Here is a 20215-nt window from a genome sequence, read left to right as displayed (position 1 = left end):
GTTTGCTTTTTCGGATTAAAGGAGGAAATACAAAAATGGCTGAAATGGTAGCCAATCGTATTACCGATATCGGACCGCCAAAATACGACGAGATGTGGCCCGAGATCATCAAAAACAACTACGGCAAATGGCTTCATCACGAGATCCTGGAGCCGGGCGTGTTGGTGCATGTGGCCGAGTCCGGCGACAAGCTCTACACCGTTCGTTGTGGCGCCACTCGCTTGATGACCACGCACATGGTCGAGGACTACTGCAAGATCGCCGACGAGTTCTGTGGCGGCTACTTCCGCTTCACCACTCGTAACAACGTCGAGTTCATGGTCACCAGCACCGAGAAGCTCGAAGGCCTGAAGAAGGCCTTGGCCGCCGCCGGCAACATGCCCATCGGCGGCACCGGCCACTCGGTGACCAACATCGTCCACACCCAGGGTTGGGTGCACTGCCACACTCCGGCCATCGACGCCTCCGGCCCGGTGAAGTCGGTCATGGACGCCCTGTTCGACTACTTCACCTCGATGAAGTTGCCGGCCCAGGTGCGCATCGCCCTGGCCTGCTGCCTGAACATGTGCGGCGCCGTGCACTGCTCCGACATCGCCATCCTGGGCGTGCACCGCAAGCCCCCGGTGATCGAGCACAGCCACCTGGACAAGATGTGCGAAATTCCCACGACCATCGCCAGTTGCCCGACCGCGGCCATCAAGCCCTCCAAGGTCGATGACTTCAAGTCGGTGGCCGTCAACGCCGATCGCTGCATGTACTGCGGCAACTGCTACACCATGTGCCCGGCCATGCCCTTGGCCGACGCCGATGGCGACGGCATCGCCATCATGGTCGGCGGCAAGGTCAGCAACTCCAAGTGCATGCCCAAGTTCTCCAAGCTGGCCATCCCCTACATTCCCAACGAGCCCCCGCGTTGGGAGAGCACCGTCAAGGCCATCACCACCATCCTCGAAGCCTACGTTTCGGGGGCCAAGCGCTACGAGCGCATTGGCGAGTGGATCGAGCGCATTGGCTGGGAGCGCTTCTTCGACGTGACCGGCTTCGAGTTCACCAAGCGGCACATCGACGACTACCGCTTCGCCGCCACCACCTGGCGGACCAGCACCCAGTTCAAGTGGTAATCGCCGCTTAAACTGGTTCTCGCGTCAGCGGGATTTGCCGAAACCGCTACCCGGGGCCCCGGTCCCGGGTAGCGTCTTTTTGATAAAGGGCGGCGATGGCCCAATTGCAGCCACAGCTTGATCTGCCGCGCCTGGCGGTGGCGGCCACCCGAGGCGGCTCGGGCAAGACCACCCTGACCCTGGGGCTGATCCAGGCCCTCAAGGACCGGGGGCTCACGGTCGCGCCCTTCAAAAAGGGCCCCGACTACATCGACCCCTTCTGGCACTCCGAGGCGGCCCAGGCCCCCTGCCGCAACCTTGACCCCTACATGATGGGCCCCGCGCAGACCCTGGCCTCGTTTGATCACCACGGCCGCGGTTTCGACTGCGCGGTGATCGAGGGCAACCGCGGGCTCTACGACGGCATGGACGACCAAGGCTCGTTCTCCACGGCCGAGCTGGCCAAGCTGCTAAAGGCCCCCACCGTCCTGACCATCGACTGCGCCATGGCCACCCGCACCGTGGCGGCCACGGTGCTGGGCATGAAGCTTTTCGACCCCGCGCTGAACCTGGCCGGCGTGATCCTCAACCCCGTGGGCACCGCCCGTCAGGAGGGGCTCATCCGCCGGGCCGTGGCCCAATACGCGGGCCTACCCGTGCTGGGGGCGATCCCTCGGCTCAAGCTGGACATGCCCCAGCGGCACATGGGCCTGGTGCCGCCCCAGGAGCACGAGCAGGTGGCCCAGGCCCTGCACGGCGTGGCCCGGCTGGTGGCCGCCCACGTGGACATCGACCAGGTCTGGGCCTTGATGGCCTCGGCCCCACCCCTGCCAGCCCAGCCCAAGCCCCTTGGCCTGGGCCCGGAGCGGCCGCCCCAAGGCCAGGGCCCGCGCATCGGCGTGATCCGCGACGCGGCCTTTGGCTTTTACTACGCCGAAAACTTGGAAGCCCTGGCCAACCACGGCGCGCGGCTGGTCTTTTGTTCGGCCCTGGAAGACGCCGAACTGCCGCCGGTTGAGGCGCTCTACATCGGCGGCGGCTTTCCCGAGACTCACGCGGCCAGGTTGGCGGCCAACCAGTCGTTCCGGCGCTCGGTGCTGGCGGCGGCGGAGGGGGGCCTGCCCATCTACGCCGAATGCGGCGGATTGATGTACCTGGGCCGCAAGCTGTTGATCGATGGCCGGGAGCACGACATGGTCGGCGTGTTCCCGGTGGATTTCGCCATGCAACCCAAGCCCCAGGGCCACGGCTACTCGCTGTGCCAGGTGCTGGCGGCCAACCCGTTCCTGCCGGTGGGCGCGCGCTTCCAGGCCCACGAGTTCCATTATTCGCGGCCCCAGTTCGCCGACGCCACGCGTCTGTCGCTGGCCTACGAGGTCATCCGCGGCCGCGGCCTGCACGAAGGCAAGGGCGGGCTGCTGCACAAAAATGTCATGGCCACCTATCACCACGTGCATGCCCTGGGCCTGCCGCAGTGGGCCGCCGGCCTGGTGAACGCCGCACGCTCGGGCGGGTCGATATGGGCTTGACATGGCCGCACGATGGCGATATGTTCTTAAAACTTGAGAAAAATACCGCAAAGCGAAGGAGATACTAAAATGGCGGATGTGCGAAGCCTAGTTCTCGAAGTCATGACCAAGAAGAAAAAACGCATGATGATGAACGACCTGCTCAAAGAGGTCCAGAAGCTCGACGAAAGCGTGGATAAGAAGTCCCTGAAAAAGGAAACCACGGCCATGATCGCCGACGGCACGCTTTCTTACTGGTCCAGCGGCTCGACCACCTACTTTGACATGCCCGGCAACGAGCACGTGGCCGAGGGCGAACACTAAGCCAGGCCAAGATCAGGTCGACGACAGCGACCCTCCGTGGCGGGGAATCATTTCATCCCGCGCCGCGGAGGTTTTTTATCCGCTGAACAACCAGCCAGCGAGGGATCATGGCCATACTAGAAACCCCCAGCGGCATCCCCGAGGACGATTTCCTGCGCGAGGGGCTCATCGACCGCTTGCAGCAGTATCTCGCCGCCGAACCGGGCGCCTGGCATATCCGTTACAACCTGGCCGTGGCCCTGGCCCACGACGGCCGCGAGGACGAGGCCATCGAGCAGTTCAAGCAGGTGCTGTTCGAGGCCCCCAAGCATCTGGAGAGCATGCTCAACCTGGGCGGGCTCTACCTGGCCAAGGGCATGGCCGACATGGCCCTGCGCACCTTCACCGGCGCGCTGACCGTGTGGGATCTGCCGGCGGTGCGCGCCAATCTGGCCGTGGCCTACATGCAGCTCGACAAGCTCGACGACGCCGAGCGGGAGCTGCGCCGCGCCCTGGCCGAAAACTCCAAACTGCCCGACGCCTGGACCAACCTCTCCACGGTGCTGGTGCGCCGCCAGCAGTTCGCCGAGGCCGTCGACGCCGCCGCCCGCGCCCTGGAAATCAACGACGGCTTCGCCATGGCCCACAACAACAAGGCCGCCGCCCTGTTGGAGTTGGGCTGCGAACAAGAGGCCAAACGGGCCGCCGCCCGCGCCCGTGAACTGGGCTATCCGGTGCACCCGGAGATGCTGGCCCGCCTGGGCCTGGCCTGAGCCGACGCGCGCCCGCCACGGGTCAATTTGTTTTGCGCAAAGTGCTAAATTGCACTTGACCGAATGGCGTGTTGCCGTTATTGAGAGAATTACGGTTGCCGGCAAAAAGCGCCTTACACCACGAAGCGCTTGACCTTTGGGCAAGTGCCAGCACCTTGCCGAACCGGCCGCCAAAACAAAAACCGACCCACGGGCCGGATGCTCGTAACCAGGCGTATCAACTGATTGCATCGGGCAGGCCCCGATCTAACTCAGGCTCATAAGGAGGAATCACATGGGTTTCCAGGTTGTTGTCGACGCTGACAAATGCATTGGCGACGAGGAGTGCGTGGAGGTCTGTCCGGTGGACGTCTACGAGATGCAGGATGGCAAGGCCGTTCCCGTCAACGAGGAAGAGTGCCTGGGCTGTGAAAGCTGCGTCGAGGTCTGCGAGCAGGACGCCATCACGGTGACCGAAGTCTAGCCGACCGAATCCGACCAGTTAAGCCCTCCGCCGGTGCACTTGGCGGGGGGCTTCTTTTTTTGCGGGCGCGACGGCAAAAAAATCGGCCGGCCCGTGGGCCGACCGATGGGATGACGCTAAAGCCCGGGAGGCTACTTCTTGGCGTGGCAGTCCTTGCACGCGGTGGGCGCGCCCTTGGTGCCCTGGGCCTTGTTGTAGTCCTTGTGGCAGGTCTTGCAGTTGTCGTGGAAGGCCTTTTCCAGCTTCTCGACCTTGCCCTGCTTCTTCAGGCCGTGGCAGGTGGAGCACTTCTTGACCGGATCGCCTTCTTTCCAGGTGTTGCTGGCCGCGCCGGTGTCGCCGTGGTGACAGTCGGTGCACTTGACCTTGTGGTCCACGGTGTGCTTCAGGTGGGTGAAGCTGACAGGGCCCTGCTTGTAGGTCTTGAAGATTCCGTCCTTGAGCTCGATAACATCGGCCACTTCGCCAGAGGCGGTTTTCTGCGCCCACGCCATGGAGAACAAGGCAGCCACGGCGATAAAGGCGACAACTGTGATAGTTGCGATCAGGCTTTTCCTCATGTCCCTTTTCCTTCCCCGCGCGGTGGCGGAAAATGCGAAATCATTCACGATAAACTGCCGAATTTATAAGCCAGGCCAGGGGGTCTTGTCAACCCCTTTCACCCGGCCTTTGCCGCGCCGCGCCATTCACAAATTCATTTGCCGCCGACGCCCTGGCGGGCGGCCAGCGCCGCCTTGGCCTCGCGCCAGAGTTCGTCCAGAGCCGCTTCGTCGAGCCGGTCCAGGCTCACGCCACGGCCGGCGGCCGCTGCTTCCATCAGTTCGAAGCGCCGTTGAAAGCGCTCGCAGGCCCGGCGCAGGGCCGCCTCGGCGTCGATCTTACCGTGCCGGGCCCACTGGGCCAGGGCAAAGAGCAGATCGCCAAACTCGGCCTCGCGCTGGGCGGCGTCGGCGGAGGCGGTCAGTTCGGCGGCCTCCTCGGCCACCTTGGCCAGCACGTCGGCCTGCCCCCGCCAGTCGAAACCCACCCGCGCCGCCTTTTGGCCCAGGCGTTGGGCCCTGGTCAGGGCGGCCGAGCCTTTGGGCACGCTGTCCAGGAGGCCTTGGCTCGCGCCGCGCTCGTCGCGCTTGATCTCCGACCAACGGCGCAGGACCGCCTCGGCGTCGGCGGCCCGCTCCTGGCCAAAGACGTGGGGGTGACGGCGGATCATCTTGGCCTCGACGGCCTCGATCACCGCCCGTGCGTCGAAATCACCGGCCTCGGCGGCCAGTTGAGACTGAAAAACCACCTGGAACAGCAGGTCGCCCAACTCGCCCATGGCCTCGCGTCGGTCGCCGCTTTCCAGGGCGTCGACGGCCTCGTAGGCCTCTTCGAGGATATAGGGCGTGGAGCTTTGCACGGTCTGCTGCCTATCCCAGGGGCAGCCGTCGGGGGCGCGCAGCCGGGCGGCCAGGGCCACCAGCCGGGCGAAGGACGCGCCGGCCAGGGCCGCTTGCTGGTGTTGATCACTCACGGTGTCGGTTCCTTGGCTGGCGTTGGTTGCGGCATGGGCGTCGGCTGCCCCTGGGGCGCGAAATCGCCGCCAGGGCCGATCAGGCCGCTTTTTTCCTGGAGCGCGTGGAGCAGATCCTCGGGGGCCAGGGCCATCAGCGCCCGGCCGGCCTGGATCACGTAAGGCGCGGTCAGCGATTGGCGCAGTTGCTGAGGCGGGTTGAAGGGCATTATCAGCAGCAGCATGTTCAATAATAGATAAGTGAGCAGCACGCCCTTGAGCAGGCCCAGGCCGCCGCCCAGCAGGCGGTTGAGCGGCGAAAGGCTGACCCGGGCCAGCAGGCTGGTGATGGCCGCGCCCAACGCCACCACCAGGGCAAAGACCGCCAGCAAGATCACGCCGAAAGCCGCCGCGTCCAACCAGGCGGCGTCCATCTTCAGCCATTGGCGGGCCAGAGCGGCCAGTTGGCCATAATAGGCCAGGCCCAGAAACAGCCCGGCCACCACTCCGGCCAGGCCCATGACCTCGCGGACCAGGCCCTGCATCAGGCCCTTGACCACGAAAAAGCCGACCACCGCCACGATGGCCAGGTCGAGTATGTTGGGCGAGGCGTTCATGTTGAATCAGCGTAGTAGCATGCCGGGGCCGGCTTGTCAAGGGCCGGCTCCCAATCAACGCCCAATAATCACAAGTTATTACAAAGTGTTATCCCGAGCCATCCCGTGGCGTGGGCCGCCTGTTGCCGCTTGCGGCGGGCTGTGGTATTAGTTTGCGATGAGTAAAAGCCCTCCACAGCGCAAAGCGCCGACGCGGCCGACAGCAAAACGCGCGCCGGTCCCTGGTGGTCGACCATGTCCGAACTGAAGCTGAGCTTTGACGATCACGAGGCGGCCAAGGTTCTTTTGGGCAGCCGAGACGCCAACCTGAAGCTCTTGGCCGAAGCGGTCGGCGTGGCCGCGCGCAGCCGCGGCGGCGTGGTCACCGTCGATGGCGAACAAGCCGAGGTCGACCTGGCCGGCCAGGTGCTGGGCCAGCTCTACGAGTTGGTGCGCCAGGGCTACCCCGTTTTTGAGATGGACATCGATTTCGCCGTGCGCATCCTTTCGGCCGACCCCAAGGCCAAGCTCAAGGATATTTTCCTCGATCAGGTCTATATAGCCGGCAAAAAGCGCATCATCACGCCCAAAAGCCTGACCCAAAAGGCCTATCTGGAGGCCATGCGCGGCCACGACATCGTCTTCGGCGTGGGCCCGGCCGGCACGGGCAAGACCTACCTGGCCATGGCCATGGCCGTGGAATATCTGAACAAAGGCCGCGTCGACCGGGTGGTGCTCTGCCGCCCGGCGGTGGAGGCTGGCGAAAAGCTTGGCTTTTTGCCCGGCGATCTGGCCGAGAAGGTCAATCCATATCTGCGCCCCCTTTACGACGCGCTGCATGATATGATTGACTTTGACAAGGCTGGCCGGCTCATGGGCAAGGGCGTCATCGAGGTCGCCCCGCTGGCCTTCATGCGCGGGCGCACGCTCAACGCCTCGTTTGTCATCCTCGACGAAGCGCAGAACGCCACCAGCGAACAGATGAAAATGTTCCTCACCCGCCTGGGCTTCGATTCGCGGGCGGTGATCACCGGAGACGTGACTCAGGTCGATCTGCCCACGGGCACGACATCGGGCCTGATCGAGGCGCGGCGCTTGTTACAAGGCATCGACGGCATCGCCTTCGTCGATTTCCGCAAGCGCGACGTGGTCCGCCACCGCTTGGTGCGCGAGATCATCCGGGCCTACGAGCAAAAAACCCAAACGGAGTGAGCCCATGGGCGTGGAGCGCCCAAGCAAGCTGCGCCCGGTGGGCGCGCCGAAAACCCACCCGACGGCCGCCGCATGGCGGGCTCGCGCCATGGCCCTGATCAAACGGGCCTGGGAACTGCTGTGCCAGCTTTGCCGCACGCGGCTGCGCGAACGGCTCCTGCCCAAGTTGCGCGGGGCCTTCCAGGGCCCAGGCAGCCTGCACCTGAGCGCCCCCACCATTCTTTCGGCCATGATCTTCGGCGCGTTGCTGGTAGATCTTTTCACCCACGCCCCCTGGCCGATCATCGTGGGGGCGGTGGTTCTTTCGGCGCTGGTGCTCAGGCAGTTGTATCTGATCTGGTTCCAGCGCCTGCCTGTTTTCGGCGGCGAGGTCAGCGCCCGGCAGATCATCTTCCTGTGGTGCATCCTGCTAATTTTGGCCGGTCTTTCACGTGGTTACAACCTGCTGGCCCTGGCGATGAGCGTCGATCACGGCGGGTTGGCCCTCCAGGCCATGGGCTACGCCGTGCCGCTGGCCGCCGGGCCGCTGTTGGTCAGTTTGTTCATGAGCGCCCAGGCCGGCATGCTCACGGCCCTGGGTTTCGGCCTGCTGGCCAGCCTGCTGTGGCCGGGCTCCATGGCCCTTTTCGTCTACTATCTCATCACCGGCGTGGTGGCCGCCCACTACGTGCGCAGCGGCCACACCCGCATGTCGCTGATCGGCGCGGCGGCCTGGTCGGCCCTCAGCGGCGCGCTGGCCCTGGCGGCCATGGCCCTGGTTCAGGGCTGGCTGTTTAGCGCCGCCTTCATGGCCGCGCTGGCCGCGGCGCTTTTGGGCTCGCTGCTGGCGGGCATCCTGGCGGCGGGCATGGCCCCCCTGGCCGAGTCGGCCTTCGGCTTCATCAGCGCGCCCTGCCTGATGGAGCTGGCCAGCCTGGATCATCCCCTGCTCCAGGAACTGATGCTCCAGGCGCCGGGCACCTATCACCACAGCCTGGTGGTGGGCAGCCTGGTGGAGGCGGCGGCCAAGGAGATCGGGGCCAACTCGCTTTTGGCCAAGGTGGCCGCCCTTTATCACGACCTGGGCAAGCTGCGAAAATGCGATTATTTCGTGGAAAACCAGGGCGTCGCCCCCAACCGCCACGAAAAACTGGCCCCGACCATGAGCGCCCTGATCCTGATCAGTCACGTCAAGGAAGGCGTCGAGGCCGCCCGCCGCCACCGCCTGGGCCAGCCCATCATCGACATCATCGGCCAACACCACGGCACCCGCCTGATCCACTATTTCTACAACAAAGCCCTGGAGTGCAGCCGCGAAACCGGCCGTGAAGAGCCCAACATCGAGAGCTTCCGCTACCCCGGCCCGCGCCCCCAGACCCGCGAGGCCGGCTTGGTCATGCTGGCCGACACCGTCGAAGCCGCCAGCCGATCCCTGGACAACCCCACCCCGGCGCGCATCCAGGGCCTGGTCCAGAGCCAGATCAACAAGGTTTTCGCCGAAGGCCAACTGGACGAGTGCGAGCTGACCCTGAAGGATTTGCACAAAATCGCCAAGGTCTTCAACAAGATACTCAATGGCATCTTCCACCACCGCGTGGAGTACCCCAACACCGACAACAACGGCCCGAAAAAACAAAATGATAGTTGCGATAGACAATCGACAAAGCCGGGTGGCGATCGACCTGACGACCTTGGAATCGCGGATCAAACGAATCTGCGCCGCCTTGGCGTTGGCTGAGGACGCCGAGCTTTCGCTCCTGATCTGCGATGACGTCGAAATCGCCCAGATCAACGGCCAATATCTGGACCGACGCGGGCCGACCAACGTCCTGGCCTTCGCCATGCAAGAGGGCGACGGCGCCGGCGTAAACCCCCAGATTCTGGGCGACGTGGTCGTCAGCATCGACACCGCCCAGCGCGAGGCCGCCGAAAACGGGCTCGACCCCGATGAACATTTCGTGCGCCTGATCATCCACGGCCTGCTGCACCTGCTGGGCCACGACCACCTGCGCGACGAGGAGCAGGCCCGGGCCATGGAGGAGCTGACCGAAGACCTGCTGGAAAAAAGCGCCGCTGCCTCGGAAAGGATCTGCCATGGCCCGACTGTCGGTTAACGTCGATCACGTGGCCACCCTGCGCCAGGCCAGGGGCATCGACGAGCCCGACCCGGTCTGGGCCGCCGTGCTGGCCGAAAAGGCCGGGGCCGACGGCATCATCGTTCACCTGCGCGAGGATCGCCGCCATATCCAGGACCGCGACCTGCGCGTGCTGCGCCAGGTGGTCAAGGGCGCGCTGAACATGGAAATGGCCGCCACCGAGGAAATGATCGGCATCGCCGCCGAGGTGGGGCCCCAGATCTGCACGCTGGTGCCCGAACGCCGCCAGGAGCTGACCACCGAGGGCGGCCTGGAGGTCAAGGGCAATCTGGACTACATGCGCGACGTCATCGCCCAGCTCAACCAGGCCGACATCGAGGTCAGCCTGTTCATCGACCCCCACCCCGAGCAGGTCAAGGCCGCCCACATGGCCGGGGCCCAGGTCGTCGAACTGCACACCGGGGCCTATGCCAACGCCGCCGGCGAGGCCGCCCGCCTCAAGCTGCTCTCGGCCCTGGAAGACGCCGCCCGCCTGGCCGCGCGGGTGGGCATGCGCGTGGCCGCCGGTCACGGGCTTAATCTGCGCAACGTCGCGCCGCTGCTGAAAATTCCCGAGATCGTCGAGTACTCCATCGGGCATTCCATCGTGGCGCGGGCCCTGTTTGTCGGCTTCGAGAGCGCCGTTGCCGAGATGCTGGCCCTGGTGCGGCAAAGCGCCCCGCCCCGCCAGCCCGAGTCGCCGGCGCGCCGGCTCTAGCCATGATCTTTGGCCTGGGCCTGGATCTGGCCCGCGTGGCGCGCTTCGAGCGGGCGCTGGCCCGCTTTGGCCCACGCCTGGGCCGGCGCTGTTTCACCGCCGCCGAGTGGGAGCAAGCCATGGCCCGGCCCAAGCCGGCCGCGGCCCTGGCCCTGCGCTGGGCGGCCAAGGAGGCCTTTGTCAAGGCCGCCGGCCTGGGCATGGGCCGGCTGGCCTTCACCGAAATAGAAGTGGCCCACGCCGCCGGCGGCCGGCCGCTGCTGCGCCTGCACGGCGCGGTGGCCCAATGGGCCCGCGACAACGGCGGCCTGACCGCCCACCTCAGCCTGACCGACGACGGCGATTACGCCGCGGCGGTGGTCGTATTGGAGAAACCATGATTCTTGTTAGCGCCAAGCAGATGCGCCTGGCCGACGAGCGCACCATCAACGAGATCGGTCTGCCGGGCATAGTGCTGATGGAAAACGCCGCCCGGGGCGCGGCCAAGGTGATCGTCGAGGCGGTGGGCGAGGTGGAAGGCCTGGCCGTGGCGGCCTTTTGCGGCCGGGGCAACAACGGCGGCGACGGCCTGGCGGTGCTGCGCATGCTGGCCCAGAAGGGCGCGGTCTGCACGGCGTTTCTGCTGGCCAAGGCCGAGCAGCTTGGCCCCGACGCCGCCATCAACCTGCGCGTGGCCGAGGCCTGCGGCGTCGAGGTGATCGAGCTGCCCGACGAGGACGCCTTCGATCTCTACGCCGGCGAAATGGCCGCCTACGACATTTATGTCGACGCCATCTTGGGCACGGGCCTGAGCGCGCCGGTGGAAGGCCTTTATCTGCGGGCCATCGAGGCGCTAAACGAATCCGACGCGCCGATCCTGGCCATCGACATGCCCAGCGGGCTCTCGGCCGACACCGGCCGGCCCCTGGGCCAGGCCGTGCGCGCCGACTGGACGGCCACCTTCGGCGCGGTCAAGCGGGGGCTGCTGCTGGACTTTGAAAACCACGCCGGCGAACTGAGCCTGGTCGATATCTCCATCCCGCCCCACGTCTTTGACGAACTGGACATCGACTGCCTGCTGCTGGAGCCCCAGACCGTGGCCGCCCTGCTGCCGCCCCGCGACGCCAGCGCCCACAAGGGCGATTTCGGCCATCTGCTGGTGGTGGGCGGCGCGCCCGGCTACAGCGGCGCGCCGTGCCTGGCGGCCATGGGCGGGTTGCGGGCCGGGGCCGGCTTGGTCACCGTGGCCCTGCCGGCCGGGCTCAACATCGTGGCCGAAACCAAATTGACCGCCTGCATGAGCCATCCCCTGCCCCAGACCGCCACGGGCGCGCTGGACGTGGCGGCCCTGGAGGATGCGCGCCAGTTGATGGCCTCGCGCCAGGCCCTGGCCCTGGGGCCCGGCCTGGGCCGCGCCGCCGAGAGCGCCCAATTGGCCATCGCGCTGATGAACGTCATCGAAGCGCCGCTGGTCATCGACGCCGACGCCTTGAACGCCCTGGCCGAAAGCCCCGAACCGCCGGTCTGGGCCGCCGAGCAGGTGGTGCTCTGCCCCCATCCCGGCGAGGCCGGCCGCCTGCTGGGCTGCCAGACCGCCGAAATCCAGGCCGATCGCCTGGACGCGGCCCGGCGCATCGCCGCCAAATACAACGCCGTCTGCCTGCTCAAGGGCGCGCGCAGCGTCATCGCCGCGCCCGACGGCCTGGCCTGGGTCAACGACACCGGCTCGCCGCTGTTGGCCAGCGGCGGCAGCGGCGACGTGCTCACCGGCCTGATCGGCGGCCTTTTGGCCCAAGGGTCGAGCGCCCTGGAGGCGGCCTTGTGCGGGGCCTTTATTCACGGTCTGGCCGCCCAGTTGGCCGCCGAGGAATTCGGCCTGCGCGGCCTGGCCGCCGAGGAACTGGCCGATTATCTGCCGACGGCCTTCGCCACGCTGGAGGCCGGTCACGACCACGACCACCACGACGAGGACTAGGCAAATGTGGGCCTTGCCCTTGCCCCTGGGCCGCGATTCTGGTAAATCCCTGCAATTGGCGGCGGCGTCAAGGCCATGAGCGGCGACGTCATCGAATTGCTTTTGCGCGGCGAGGAGCAGACCCTCCGGCTGGGCCTGGCCTTGGGCCGCGTGTTGGGCCCGGGCGCGGTGGTGCTGCTGCGCGGCGGCCTGGGCGCGGGCAAGACAACCCTGGCCCGGGGCCTGGCCCGGGGCCTGGGCGTGGGCGACGACTACAACGTCGTCAGCCCCACCTTCACGTTGTTGAACGTCTATCCCGGCCCCACGCCGTTTTTTCACGCCGACCTCTATCGGCTCGACCTGGGCGGCGCCCTTGACCTGGGCCTGCTGGAGGAATCGGCCGAGGGCGTGCTGGCCGTGGAATGGGCCGAGGTCATGGACGGCCGCTGGCCGGAGACGGCGGTGGACGTCTGGCTGACGGGCGAGGCCGGCCATGAGCGTCAGGCGCGGATCAGCGGCCCGGCCGCGTTTTTGGACGGGTTGCGCGGGCTTTTGAACATTCAGGCGGATTGAGGACGATGGCCATAATCGTGCAAAAATTCGGCGGCACGTCCGTCGGCAGCATCGAAAAGATCAAAAACGTCGCCCGCAAGGTCAAGGCGCGGGCCGATCAGGGCAACAAGATGGTGGTGGTGCTTTCGGCCATGGCCGGCGTCACCGACAAGCTCATCGCCCTGGCCAAGGAAGTCAGCCCCGAACCCGACGCCCGCGAAATGGACGTGCTGCTGGCCACTGGCGAGCAACAATCGGTGGCCCTGTTTTGCATCGCCGCCCGCCAGATGGGTCTGCCGGCCCACTCGCTTTTGGGCTTTCAGGCGGCCATCCTCACCGACAACGTCTTTGGCAAGGCCCGCATCAAGGACGTGGAGGCCCAGCGCATCTCGGAGATGCTCGACCAGGGCCAGGTGGTGGTGGTGGCTGGCTTCCAGGGCCTGGACTGGGATTCGGGCGACGTGACCACCTTGGGCCGTGGCGGCAGCGACACCACCGCGGTGGCCCTGGCCGCGGCCATCAAGGCCGATGTCTGCGAGATTTTCACCGACGTCGATGGCGTCTACACCACCGACCCCAACATCGTGCCCCAGGCGCGCAAGTTGGCGGCCATATCCTACGACGAGATGCTGGAAATGGCCTCGTTGGGCGCGAAGGTGCTGGAGATCCGCTCCGTGGCCTTCGCCAAGCAGTTCGGCGTGAAAATCCACGTGCGTTCAACCTTCACCGACCAGGAGGGCACCATGGTGGTTTCCGAAGAGCAAATCACCGAAAAACTCGTCGTCAGCGGCGTGGCCTACAACAAAAACGAGGCCCGCATCACCATCAAGGGCGTGGTCGACCAGCCCGGCGTGGCCAGCAAGGTCTTCACGCCCATCGGCGCGGCCAACATCGTCGTCGACGTGATTATCCAAAACACCAGCGAGGACGGCAAGACCGACATTTCCTTCACCGTGCCCAAGACCGACTACGACCAGGCCATGCGGGTCGTCCAGGCCACGGCCAAGGAGCTGGGGGCCAAGCAGGTCATCGGCGACCCCAACGTGGCCAAGGTTTCGATCATCGGCACCGGCATGCGCAACCACGCCGGCGTGGCCACCAAGATGTTCCAGGTGTTGGCCGGCGAGGGCATCAACATCGAGACCATCAACACCAGCGAGATCAAGATCTCCTGCGTCATCAAGGAGAAATACACCGAGCTGGCCGTGCGCGCCCTGCACGAGGCGTTCCACTTGGCCGGCGACGCGCCCAAAGCCGAAGATCTCTCGTAGAGGGGGCCATGGCCGGCAACCCAGACAAACGGGTGGTGGAGATCTACGACACCACCCTGCGCGACGGCACCCAGGCGGCGGGATTCGTCCTGTCGGTGGACGACAAGCTCAAGGTGGCCCAGCGCCTGGATCACCTGGGCGTGCACTACATCGAGGGCGGTTGGCCCGGCAGCAACCCGCGCGACAAGCAGTTTTTCGCCCGCGCCGGCGAGCTGCGCCTGAAAACGGCCAAACTGGTGGCCTTCGGCTCGACCCACCACGCCAACCGGCGGCCCGAAAACGACCAGAATCTGGCCGATCTGCTCGGCGCGGGCACCGACGTGGTGACCATGGTCGGCAAGACCTGGGATCGCCACGTGACGATCCAACTGGGCGTGCCCCTGGAGCGCAACCTGGCCATGATCGCCGACTCGGTGGCCTATCTCAGCCGGCATCACATCCAGGTCTTTTTCGACGCCGAGCACTTTTTCGACGGCCTCAAGCACAACCGGGAATACACCCTGGCCTGCCTCAAGGCCGCCGCCGAGGGCGGGGCCAAGTGCCTGGTGCTCTGCGACACCAACGGCGGCTCGCTGCCCGGCCAGGTGGCCGAGGCCACGCGGCTGGTTCGCCAGACGCTGCCCGGCCTGGCCGTGGGCGTGCACACCCACAACGACGCCGAACTGGCCGTGGCCAACTCGCTGGCCGCCGTGGAGGCCGGAGCCAGCCAGGTGCAGGGCACCATCAACGGCGTGGGCGAGCGCTGCGGCAACGCCAATTTGTGCTCGATCGTCGCCGCCCTGGAGCTCAAGATGGGCCTGCGCGCCCTGCCCGAGGGCCGGCTGCCCCTGCTGACCGACACCGCCCGCTTCGTGCTGGAGCTGGCCAACCAGCAACCGCGGCCCTTCGCGCCCTACGTGGGCCGGGCCGCCTTTGGCCACAAGGGCGGGCTGCACATCAGCGCCGTCGAAAAAGACCCGGCCCTCTACGAGCATGTGTCGCCCGAGGCCGTGGGCAACGACCGCCGCTATCTGATCAGCGACCTGGCCGGCAAGGCCGCCATCCTGCGCAAGGCCCGCGACATGGGCCTGGACCTGGCCGACAACGACCCCGCCCTGGGCCGGATGCTCGAGGAGCTCAAGGCCCAGGAAAACAAGGGCTATGTCTACGAAGCCGCCGAGGCCAGCTTCGAGCTGCTGATCAACCGCGTCTTGGGCCGCGAAAAGACCTACTTCCAGTTGATGGACTTCCGCGTGCACACCCACAAGGAGGCCAACAACATCCTGGGCTGCAAGGCGCCGGGCCCGGTGTCCGAGGCGACGGTGATGGTTCTGGTCGACGGCCGGGTGCGCCACACCGCCGCGGTGGGCAACGGCCCGGTCAACGCCCTCGACCGGGCCATGCGCAAGGCCTTGCTGGGCTTTTACCCCCAGTTGGCCGAGATGCAGTTGGTCGACTACAAGGTGCGCGTCTTGTCCAGCGCCGACGGCACCGCCGCCCGGGTGCGCGTGCTGATCGAATCCAGCGACGGCCGATCGCGCTGGGGCACGGTGGGCGTGAGCTTCGACGTGCTGGAGGCCTCGTGGCAGGCCTTGTCCGAGAGCATCCAATACAAGCTGCAGCAAGACGAGACCAGCTAGGGCGGCCAAACGCCCCACGGCCGCGCCCTGGCCCCGGCGGCGGGTTGGCTGGAAGATTGCCCTGCCGTCAAAGGGGTGTTACAACTAGATGACAAAGCGTTTCATGGCTGGCAATTAACTGGAGGGGGCAATGACTGAGAACAAACTCGGCATTACGGTCACCAACCACATCCTGATGCAACAACAGCGGCACGGCGACGCCACCGGCGTGTTCACCCGGCTGCTCAACGAACTGATATTCGCCGCCAAAATCATCTCGGCCGAGGTCAACCGGGCCGGCCTGGCCGGCATCTTGGGAGCCACCGGCCGCAGCAACGTCCAGGACGAAATCGTGCGCAAGCTCGACGAATTCGCCCACGACCTGCTCATCGAGCGCCTCTGTCGCAGCAGCCACTGCGCCGTGCTGGGCTCGGAGGAAGACGCCGATCCCATCGAGATTCCGCGCGGTTACAACAAAGGCAACTACGTGCTGCTTTTCGATCCGCTCGACGGCTCGTCCAACATCGACGCCAACGTCAGCATCGGCACGATCTTCAGCATCCTGCGCAAGGAGTCGCCGGGCTCCGACTACCAGATGAGCGATCTGCTCCAGCCGGGCTACAAGCAGGTCGCCGCCGGCTATTTTCTCTACGGCTCCTCGACGATGATGGTCTACACCACCGGCAACGGCGTCAGCGGCTTCACCCTGGAGCCCTCGGTGGGCGAGTTTTTGCTCAGCCACCCCGACATCACCATCCCCGAGCGGGGCAAGATCTTCAGCGCCAACATGGGTTATTGGGATTATTGGAGCCAGGGCCTGCAAGACTATTTCCGCCACCTGCGGCGGACCACGCCGGATAAGCCAGTGTATTCATGCCGTTACATTGGCTCCATGGTCGCCGACTTCCACCGCACCCTGCTCTATGGCGGTGTGTTCCTCTACCCCAAGGACACCAAAGACCCCAAAAAACCCCACGGCAAACTGCGTCTGCTCTACGAATGCAACCCCCTGGCCATGGTCGCCGAGCAAGCCGGCGGCGCGGCCAGCACCGGCGAGGGCCAGCGCATCCTGGAGATCCAGCCCGAAGAGCTGCATCAGCGGGTGCCCATTGTCATCGGCAGCAAGCTCGACGTGCAAGAGGCGGAACAGTTCATCAGTGGCCAACGCGCTCAATAACGACGGCGACCCGGGGCGCCTGGTCCTGGGCGTGGAGTCTTCGTGCGACGAGACGGCGGCGGCGGTCGTTGAGGACGGCCGCCGCGCGCTTTCCAGCGTGGTGGCCAGCCAGGTGCGCGATCACGCGCCCTTTGGCGGGGTGGTGCCCGAACTGGCCAGCCGTCGCCATCTGGAGGCCGTGGCCCCGGTGATCCGGGCGGCGCTGGCGGGGGCCGGCGTCACGCTTGGCCAGATCAGCGGCCTGGCCGTGACCCAGGGGCCGGGGCTGATCGGCTCGCTTCTGGTGGGGCTGTCGGCGGCCAAGGCCCTGGCCTGGGCGCGTGATCTGCCCATCGTGGGGGTCAGCCACCTGGAGGGCCACATCGCGGCGCTGCGCCTGATGGACGATCCGCCCGCGCCGCCCTTCGCCGCGCTGTTGGTCAGCGGCGGCCACACCAGCATCTATCACGTGCATGATTTCGGCCAGATGGAAGAATTGGGCCAGACCGTCGACGACGCGGCCGGCGAGGCCTACGACAAGGTGGCCAAGCTCTACGGCCTGGGCTACCCCGGCGGGGTGATCATCGACCGCCTGGCCGCCGGCGGCGATCCCACGGCGATTCAACTGCCCCGGCCGCGCCTGCGCGACGGCACGCTGGATTTCAGCTTCAGCGGGCTCAAAAGCGCGGTGGTGCGCTTTCGCCAGGAGCACATCGGCCAGAATTATCGCATCGAAGACCTTTGCGCCGGCTTTCAGGAGGCCGTGGTCGAGGTGCTGACCAGCAAGACCATCGCCGCGGCCAAGCAACGCGGCCTGACCCGCCTGGCCCTGGCCGGCGGCGTGGCCGCCAACCAGCGCCTGCGCCAAGCCATGGCCCAGGCCGCCGCCGCGGCCGGCATGGAGCTCACCGCCCCGCCCGTGGCCCTGTGCACCGACAACGCCGCCATGATCGCCGCCGCCGGAGCCATCCGCCTGCGGGCCGGCCTGCGCCTGGCCCTCGAAGCCGACGCCGTCAGCCGCCTGCCCCGGGGCGGCCGCCTGCCCGGCGAGGCCTGAACGCCCATGCATCCGCGCCTGTTGCTGGAGCGCCTGGGCCTGCACGCCTCCAAGGCCCGGGGCCAGAACTTCCTGACCCAACCGGCCACGGCCCAGGCCATCGTGGCCAGCGCCGCCATCGGCCCCGAGGATTTCGTGGTGGAGATCGGCCCCGGCCTGGGCGCGCTGACCGTGGCCGCCGGACGCCTGGCCAGCCGGGTGCTGGCCGTGGAGATCGACCGGGGCGTGCACCGGGCGCTTATGGACGTGCTGGCCGAGGAAGGCCTGCAAAATGTCGAGGCCCGGCTGATGGACGCCCTGGACCTGGACTGGCCCGCGACCCGCGAGCAAGCCGGCCGGCCGCTGGTGGTCATCGGCAACCTGCCCTACAACATCACCTCGCCGCTGCTGTTTGCCCTGCTGGCGGCCGCGCCCTGCTGGCGCGCGGCCACGTTGATGGTGCAAAAGGAAGTGGCCACGCGCCTGGCGGCCAAGCCCGGCGGCAAGGACTGGGGCCGGCTGGGCGTGATGGTCCAGAGCCTGTGCCAGGTCCGCGCTGGCGTGACCCTGAGCCGGGGGCAGTTTTTTCCCGAGCCCAACGTGTCCAGCCAGATCGTTCATCTGACGCCGTTGGAGCAGCCGTTGCCGGCGGCCCTGGGCCTGAGCCAGGCATGGTTCGGCCAGGTGGTCAAGGCGGCCTTTGGCCAGCGCCGCAAGACCGTGGCCAACGCGTTGGCCGGCGGCCTGGGCCTGGAGCGCGGCCGCGTGGAGGACGCCCTGGGTCGGGCCGCCGTAGCGCCGAGCCGCCGCGCCGAGACGCTCTCCATCGCCGAACTGGGGGCCATCGCCCTGGCCCTGACCCCGCCAGGCCCGCCCAACTAGACATTTGCCCGACTTTGCGCCGACGATCGAGTGAAATTGGCCTGGACAACGTTCACGCGCTGCGTTATCTTTCCCGCCAGCGGGGCGTCCGACCGGGTCGCTCGATGGCCACGCGCCACGGGCAAGCCAGAGGGTCAAGGCGAAATTCTCCCGCGCGAATCACCACTTTTACCGCTTGGATCAACCGCTGGTGGTTGACCGGGACGGAGTGGACATGCCTTCAGAGCCGACAATCATTCGAACTCCCACCGAAATGCGGGCCCACGGCCACGCCTTGCGCGCGGCTGGCAAACGCATCGGCTTCGTGCCGACCATGGGCGCGCTGCACGCCGGTCATCTTTCGCTGATCGACTACGTCCGCCAAGAGTGCGACGTGGTGGTGGCAAGCATCTTCGTCAACCCCCTGCAGTTCGACCGCGCCGAGGATCTCGACACCTACCCTCGCACCTTCGAGGCCGACCGCGCCCTTTGCGCCCAGCGCGGGACGGACGTCATTTTCTGCCCCACCGCCCCGGCCATGTACCCGGAGGGCTACTGCACCAAGGTGAGCGTGTCCGGCATGAGCGGCCTGCTCTGCGGCAAGGTGCGCACGGGCCATTTTGACGGCGTGACCACCGTGGTGCTCAAGCTCTTCAACGCGGTGCTGCCCCACGTGGCGGCCTTTGGCGAAAAAGACTATCAGCAGCTTACGCTGATCAAGCGCATGGCCCTCGACCTCGGCCTGGACGTGGCGGTCGTCGGCCGGCCCACCGTGCGCGAGGCCGACGGCCTGGCCATGAGTTCGCGCAATGTCCATCTTTCGCCCGAGGAGCGCCAGCGGGCCCTGGCCCTGTGGCGCGGCCTGCAAAAGGCCCGGACCCTGGCCGACGCCGGCCAGACCGAGGCGCGGGTTCTCATCGACGCGGCCCGGCAAGAGATCGAGGCCATCAACCCCACGCGCCTGGAATACATCGAAATAGTGGACTCCACCAACCTGGAGAGCCTGGAGCGGCTCGACCGGCCGGCCAGGATGGCCATGGCCGTATGGCTGGGGAGCACCCGTCTGATCGACAACGCACCACTCAACTGAGGCACGACATGCATCGTTGGATGATGAAGTCCAAAATTCACCGCGCCACGGTCACTCAAGCCGACCTCAACTACGAGGGCAGCATCACCGTGGACCAGGAGTTATTGGACGCCGCCGAGATCATCCCCCACGAGATGGTCCAGGTCTACAACGTCAACACCGGCAGCCGCTTCGAGACCTATGTCATCCCCGGCGAACCGGGCAGCAGGGTCATCTGTTTGAACGGGGCCGCCGCCCGCATGGCCCAGATCGGCGATCTGGTCATCCTGGTGACCACCGCCTGGCTGAATGAAGCCGAGCTGGTCAACTACGAGCCCAAGGTCGTTTTGGTCGGCGAAGGCAACGAGATCAAGCGCGTCTACTCCGACGCCAAGTTGGCCCTGCGGCGCATAAAATAGTTTCCTGCCCGCGCGTCGCCAGCCAAAGCATTTTCACGCAC

General features: G+C 66.4%; 22 protein-coding genes. 19 read left to right on the top strand and 3 right to left on the bottom strand.

The features are described from left to right. Positions 1-2: 2 nt before the first annotated feature. From dsrB to DEBA_RS04790, 5 genes are all read left to right on the top strand, one after another. Entirely contained in the window at positions 3-1121 is a 1119-nt protein-coding gene (gene dsrB, locus DEBA_RS04810) for a dissimilatory-type sulfite reductase subunit beta (protein ID WP_407639294.1), read from the top strand. 95 nt (positions 1122-1216) lie between these two features. Next, the gene (locus DEBA_RS04805; protein WP_013257782.1) at positions 1217-2629 is read left to right on the top strand and encodes a cobyrinate a,c-diamide synthase; all 1413 of its coding nucleotides are present in this window, start codon (positions 1217-1219) and stop codon (positions 2627-2629) included. 69 nt (positions 2630-2698) lie between these two features. Continuing rightward, entirely contained in the window at positions 2699-2932 is a 234-nt protein-coding gene (locus DEBA_RS04800; RefSeq protein WP_013257781.1) for a dissimilatory sulfite reductase D family protein, read from the top strand. Between the two features lie 107 nt (positions 2933-3039). After that, entirely contained in the window at positions 3040-3684 is a 645-nt protein-coding gene (locus DEBA_RS04795; protein ID WP_013257780.1) for a tetratricopeptide repeat protein, read from the top strand. Positions 3685-3958: 274 nt separating this feature from the next. Continuing rightward, entirely contained in the window at positions 3959-4147 is a 189-nt protein-coding gene (locus DEBA_RS04790) for a ferredoxin (RefSeq protein WP_013257779.1), read from the top strand. 131 nt (positions 4148-4278) lie between these two features. On the opposite strand, the gene DEBA_RS04785 is transcribed toward DEBA_RS04790, so the two are convergent. The 3 genes from DEBA_RS04785 to DEBA_RS04775 form a co-directional block, all read right to left on the bottom strand. Then, the gene (locus tag DEBA_RS04785) at positions 4279-4641 is read right to left on the bottom strand and encodes a cytochrome c3 family protein (RefSeq protein ID WP_083779085.1); all 363 of its coding nucleotides are present in this window, start codon (positions 4639-4641) and stop codon (positions 4279-4281) included. A 200-nt stretch (positions 4642-4841) separates the two neighbouring features. After that, positions 4842-5660 carry a nucleoside triphosphate pyrophosphohydrolase gene (gene mazG / locus DEBA_RS04780; protein WP_013257777.1) on the bottom strand — a complete coding sequence of 273 codons (819 nt, stop codon included), beginning with the start codon at positions 5658-5660 and terminating at the stop codon, positions 4842-4844. Beyond that, positions 5657-6256 carry a CvpA family protein gene (locus tag DEBA_RS04775; RefSeq protein WP_013257776.1) on the bottom strand — a complete coding sequence of 200 codons (600 nt, stop codon included), beginning with the start codon at positions 6254-6256 and terminating at the stop codon, positions 5657-5659. Before DEBA_RS04775 ends, mazG begins: the two co-directional genes overlap by 4 nt. A 234-nt stretch (positions 6257-6490) precedes the next feature. On the opposite strand from DEBA_RS04775, the gene DEBA_RS04770 reads away from it, so the two are divergent. From DEBA_RS04770 to panD, 14 genes are all read left to right on the top strand, one after another. Continuing rightward, entirely contained in the window at positions 6491-7447 is a 957-nt protein-coding gene (locus tag DEBA_RS04770; protein ID WP_013257775.1) for a PhoH family protein, read from the top strand. Positions 7448-7535: 88 nt separating this feature from the next. Beyond that, positions 7536-9164: an HD family phosphohydrolase gene (locus DEBA_RS04765; RefSeq protein WP_222832036.1), complete on the top strand. Its 1629-nt coding sequence runs from the start codon at positions 7536-7538 to the stop codon at positions 9162-9164. After that, on the top strand, positions 9151-9540 hold the full coding sequence (gene ybeY / locus DEBA_RS04760) for an rRNA maturation RNase YbeY (protein WP_245528525.1): 390 nt from the start codon (positions 9151-9153) through the stop codon (positions 9538-9540). The genes DEBA_RS04765 and ybeY overlap by 14 nt, the downstream gene beginning before the upstream one ends. Then, positions 9521-10279, top strand: coding sequence for a pyridoxine 5'-phosphate synthase (locus DEBA_RS04755; protein WP_013257772.1), 759 nt, complete (start codon positions 9521-9523; stop codon positions 10277-10279). The genes ybeY and DEBA_RS04755 overlap by 20 nt, the downstream gene beginning before the upstream one ends. Before the next feature lie 2 nt (positions 10280-10281). After that, positions 10282-10659, top strand: coding sequence for a holo-ACP synthase (gene acpS, locus DEBA_RS04750; RefSeq protein ID WP_013257771.1), 378 nt, complete (start codon positions 10282-10284; stop codon positions 10657-10659). Beyond that, positions 10656-12233 (top strand): bifunctional ADP-dependent NAD(P)H-hydrate dehydratase/NAD(P)H-hydrate epimerase, encoded by a 1578-nt coding sequence (locus DEBA_RS04745; protein ID WP_013257770.1) that lies wholly within the window; start codon positions 10656-10658, stop codon positions 12231-12233. Before acpS ends, DEBA_RS04745 begins: the two co-directional genes overlap by 4 nt. 75 nt (positions 12234-12308) lie before the next feature. After that, positions 12309-12785, top strand: coding sequence for a tRNA (adenosine(37)-N6)-threonylcarbamoyltransferase complex ATPase subunit type 1 TsaE (tsaE, locus tag DEBA_RS04740; RefSeq protein WP_013257769.1), 477 nt, complete (start codon positions 12309-12311; stop codon positions 12783-12785). 5 nt (positions 12786-12790) lie between these two features. Continuing rightward, a complete protein-coding gene (locus tag DEBA_RS04735) occupies positions 12791-14035 on the top strand; it encodes an aspartate kinase (RefSeq protein WP_013257768.1) in 1245 nt (414 codons plus the stop codon). A gap of 8 nt (positions 14036-14043) precedes the next feature. Beyond that, positions 14044-15654 (top strand): citramalate synthase, encoded by a 1611-nt coding sequence (cimA, locus tag DEBA_RS04730; RefSeq protein ID WP_013257767.1) that lies wholly within the window; start codon positions 14044-14046, stop codon positions 15652-15654. 130 nt (positions 15655-15784) lie between these two features. Further along, a complete protein-coding gene (gene fbp, locus DEBA_RS04725) occupies positions 15785-16810 on the top strand; it encodes a class 1 fructose-bisphosphatase (RefSeq protein ID WP_013257766.1) in 1026 nt (341 codons plus the stop codon). Next, positions 16791-17846, top strand: coding sequence for a tRNA (adenosine(37)-N6)-threonylcarbamoyltransferase complex transferase subunit TsaD (tsaD, locus tag DEBA_RS04720; protein WP_013257765.1), 1056 nt, complete (start codon positions 16791-16793; stop codon positions 17844-17846). Before fbp ends, tsaD begins: the two co-directional genes overlap by 20 nt. A gap of 6 nt (positions 17847-17852) precedes the next feature. Next, complete coding sequence (gene rsmA, locus DEBA_RS04715) at positions 17853-18707, top strand: 16S rRNA (adenine(1518)-N(6)/adenine(1519)-N(6))-dimethyltransferase RsmA (protein ID WP_013257764.1); 855 nt, start codon at positions 17853-17855, stop codon at positions 18705-18707. A 214-nt stretch (positions 18708-18921) separates the two neighbouring features. Further along, a complete protein-coding gene (panC, locus tag DEBA_RS04710) occupies positions 18922-19776 on the top strand; it encodes a pantoate--beta-alanine ligase (RefSeq protein ID WP_013257763.1) in 855 nt (284 codons plus the stop codon). 8 nt (positions 19777-19784) lie between these two features. Continuing rightward, entirely contained in the window at positions 19785-20174 is a 390-nt protein-coding gene (panD, locus tag DEBA_RS04705; RefSeq protein WP_013257762.1) for an aspartate 1-decarboxylase, read from the top strand. Positions 20175-20215: the final 41 nt, after the last annotated feature.

Source organism: Desulfarculus baarsii DSM 2075 (assembly GCF_000143965.1).
Classification (GTDB): domain Bacteria; phylum Desulfobacterota; class Desulfarculia; order Desulfarculales; family Desulfarculaceae; genus Desulfarculus; species Desulfarculus baarsii.
The sequence above is the reverse complement of the archived record's forward strand: the minus strand, read 5'-3'. Positions and strand labels throughout refer to the sequence as shown.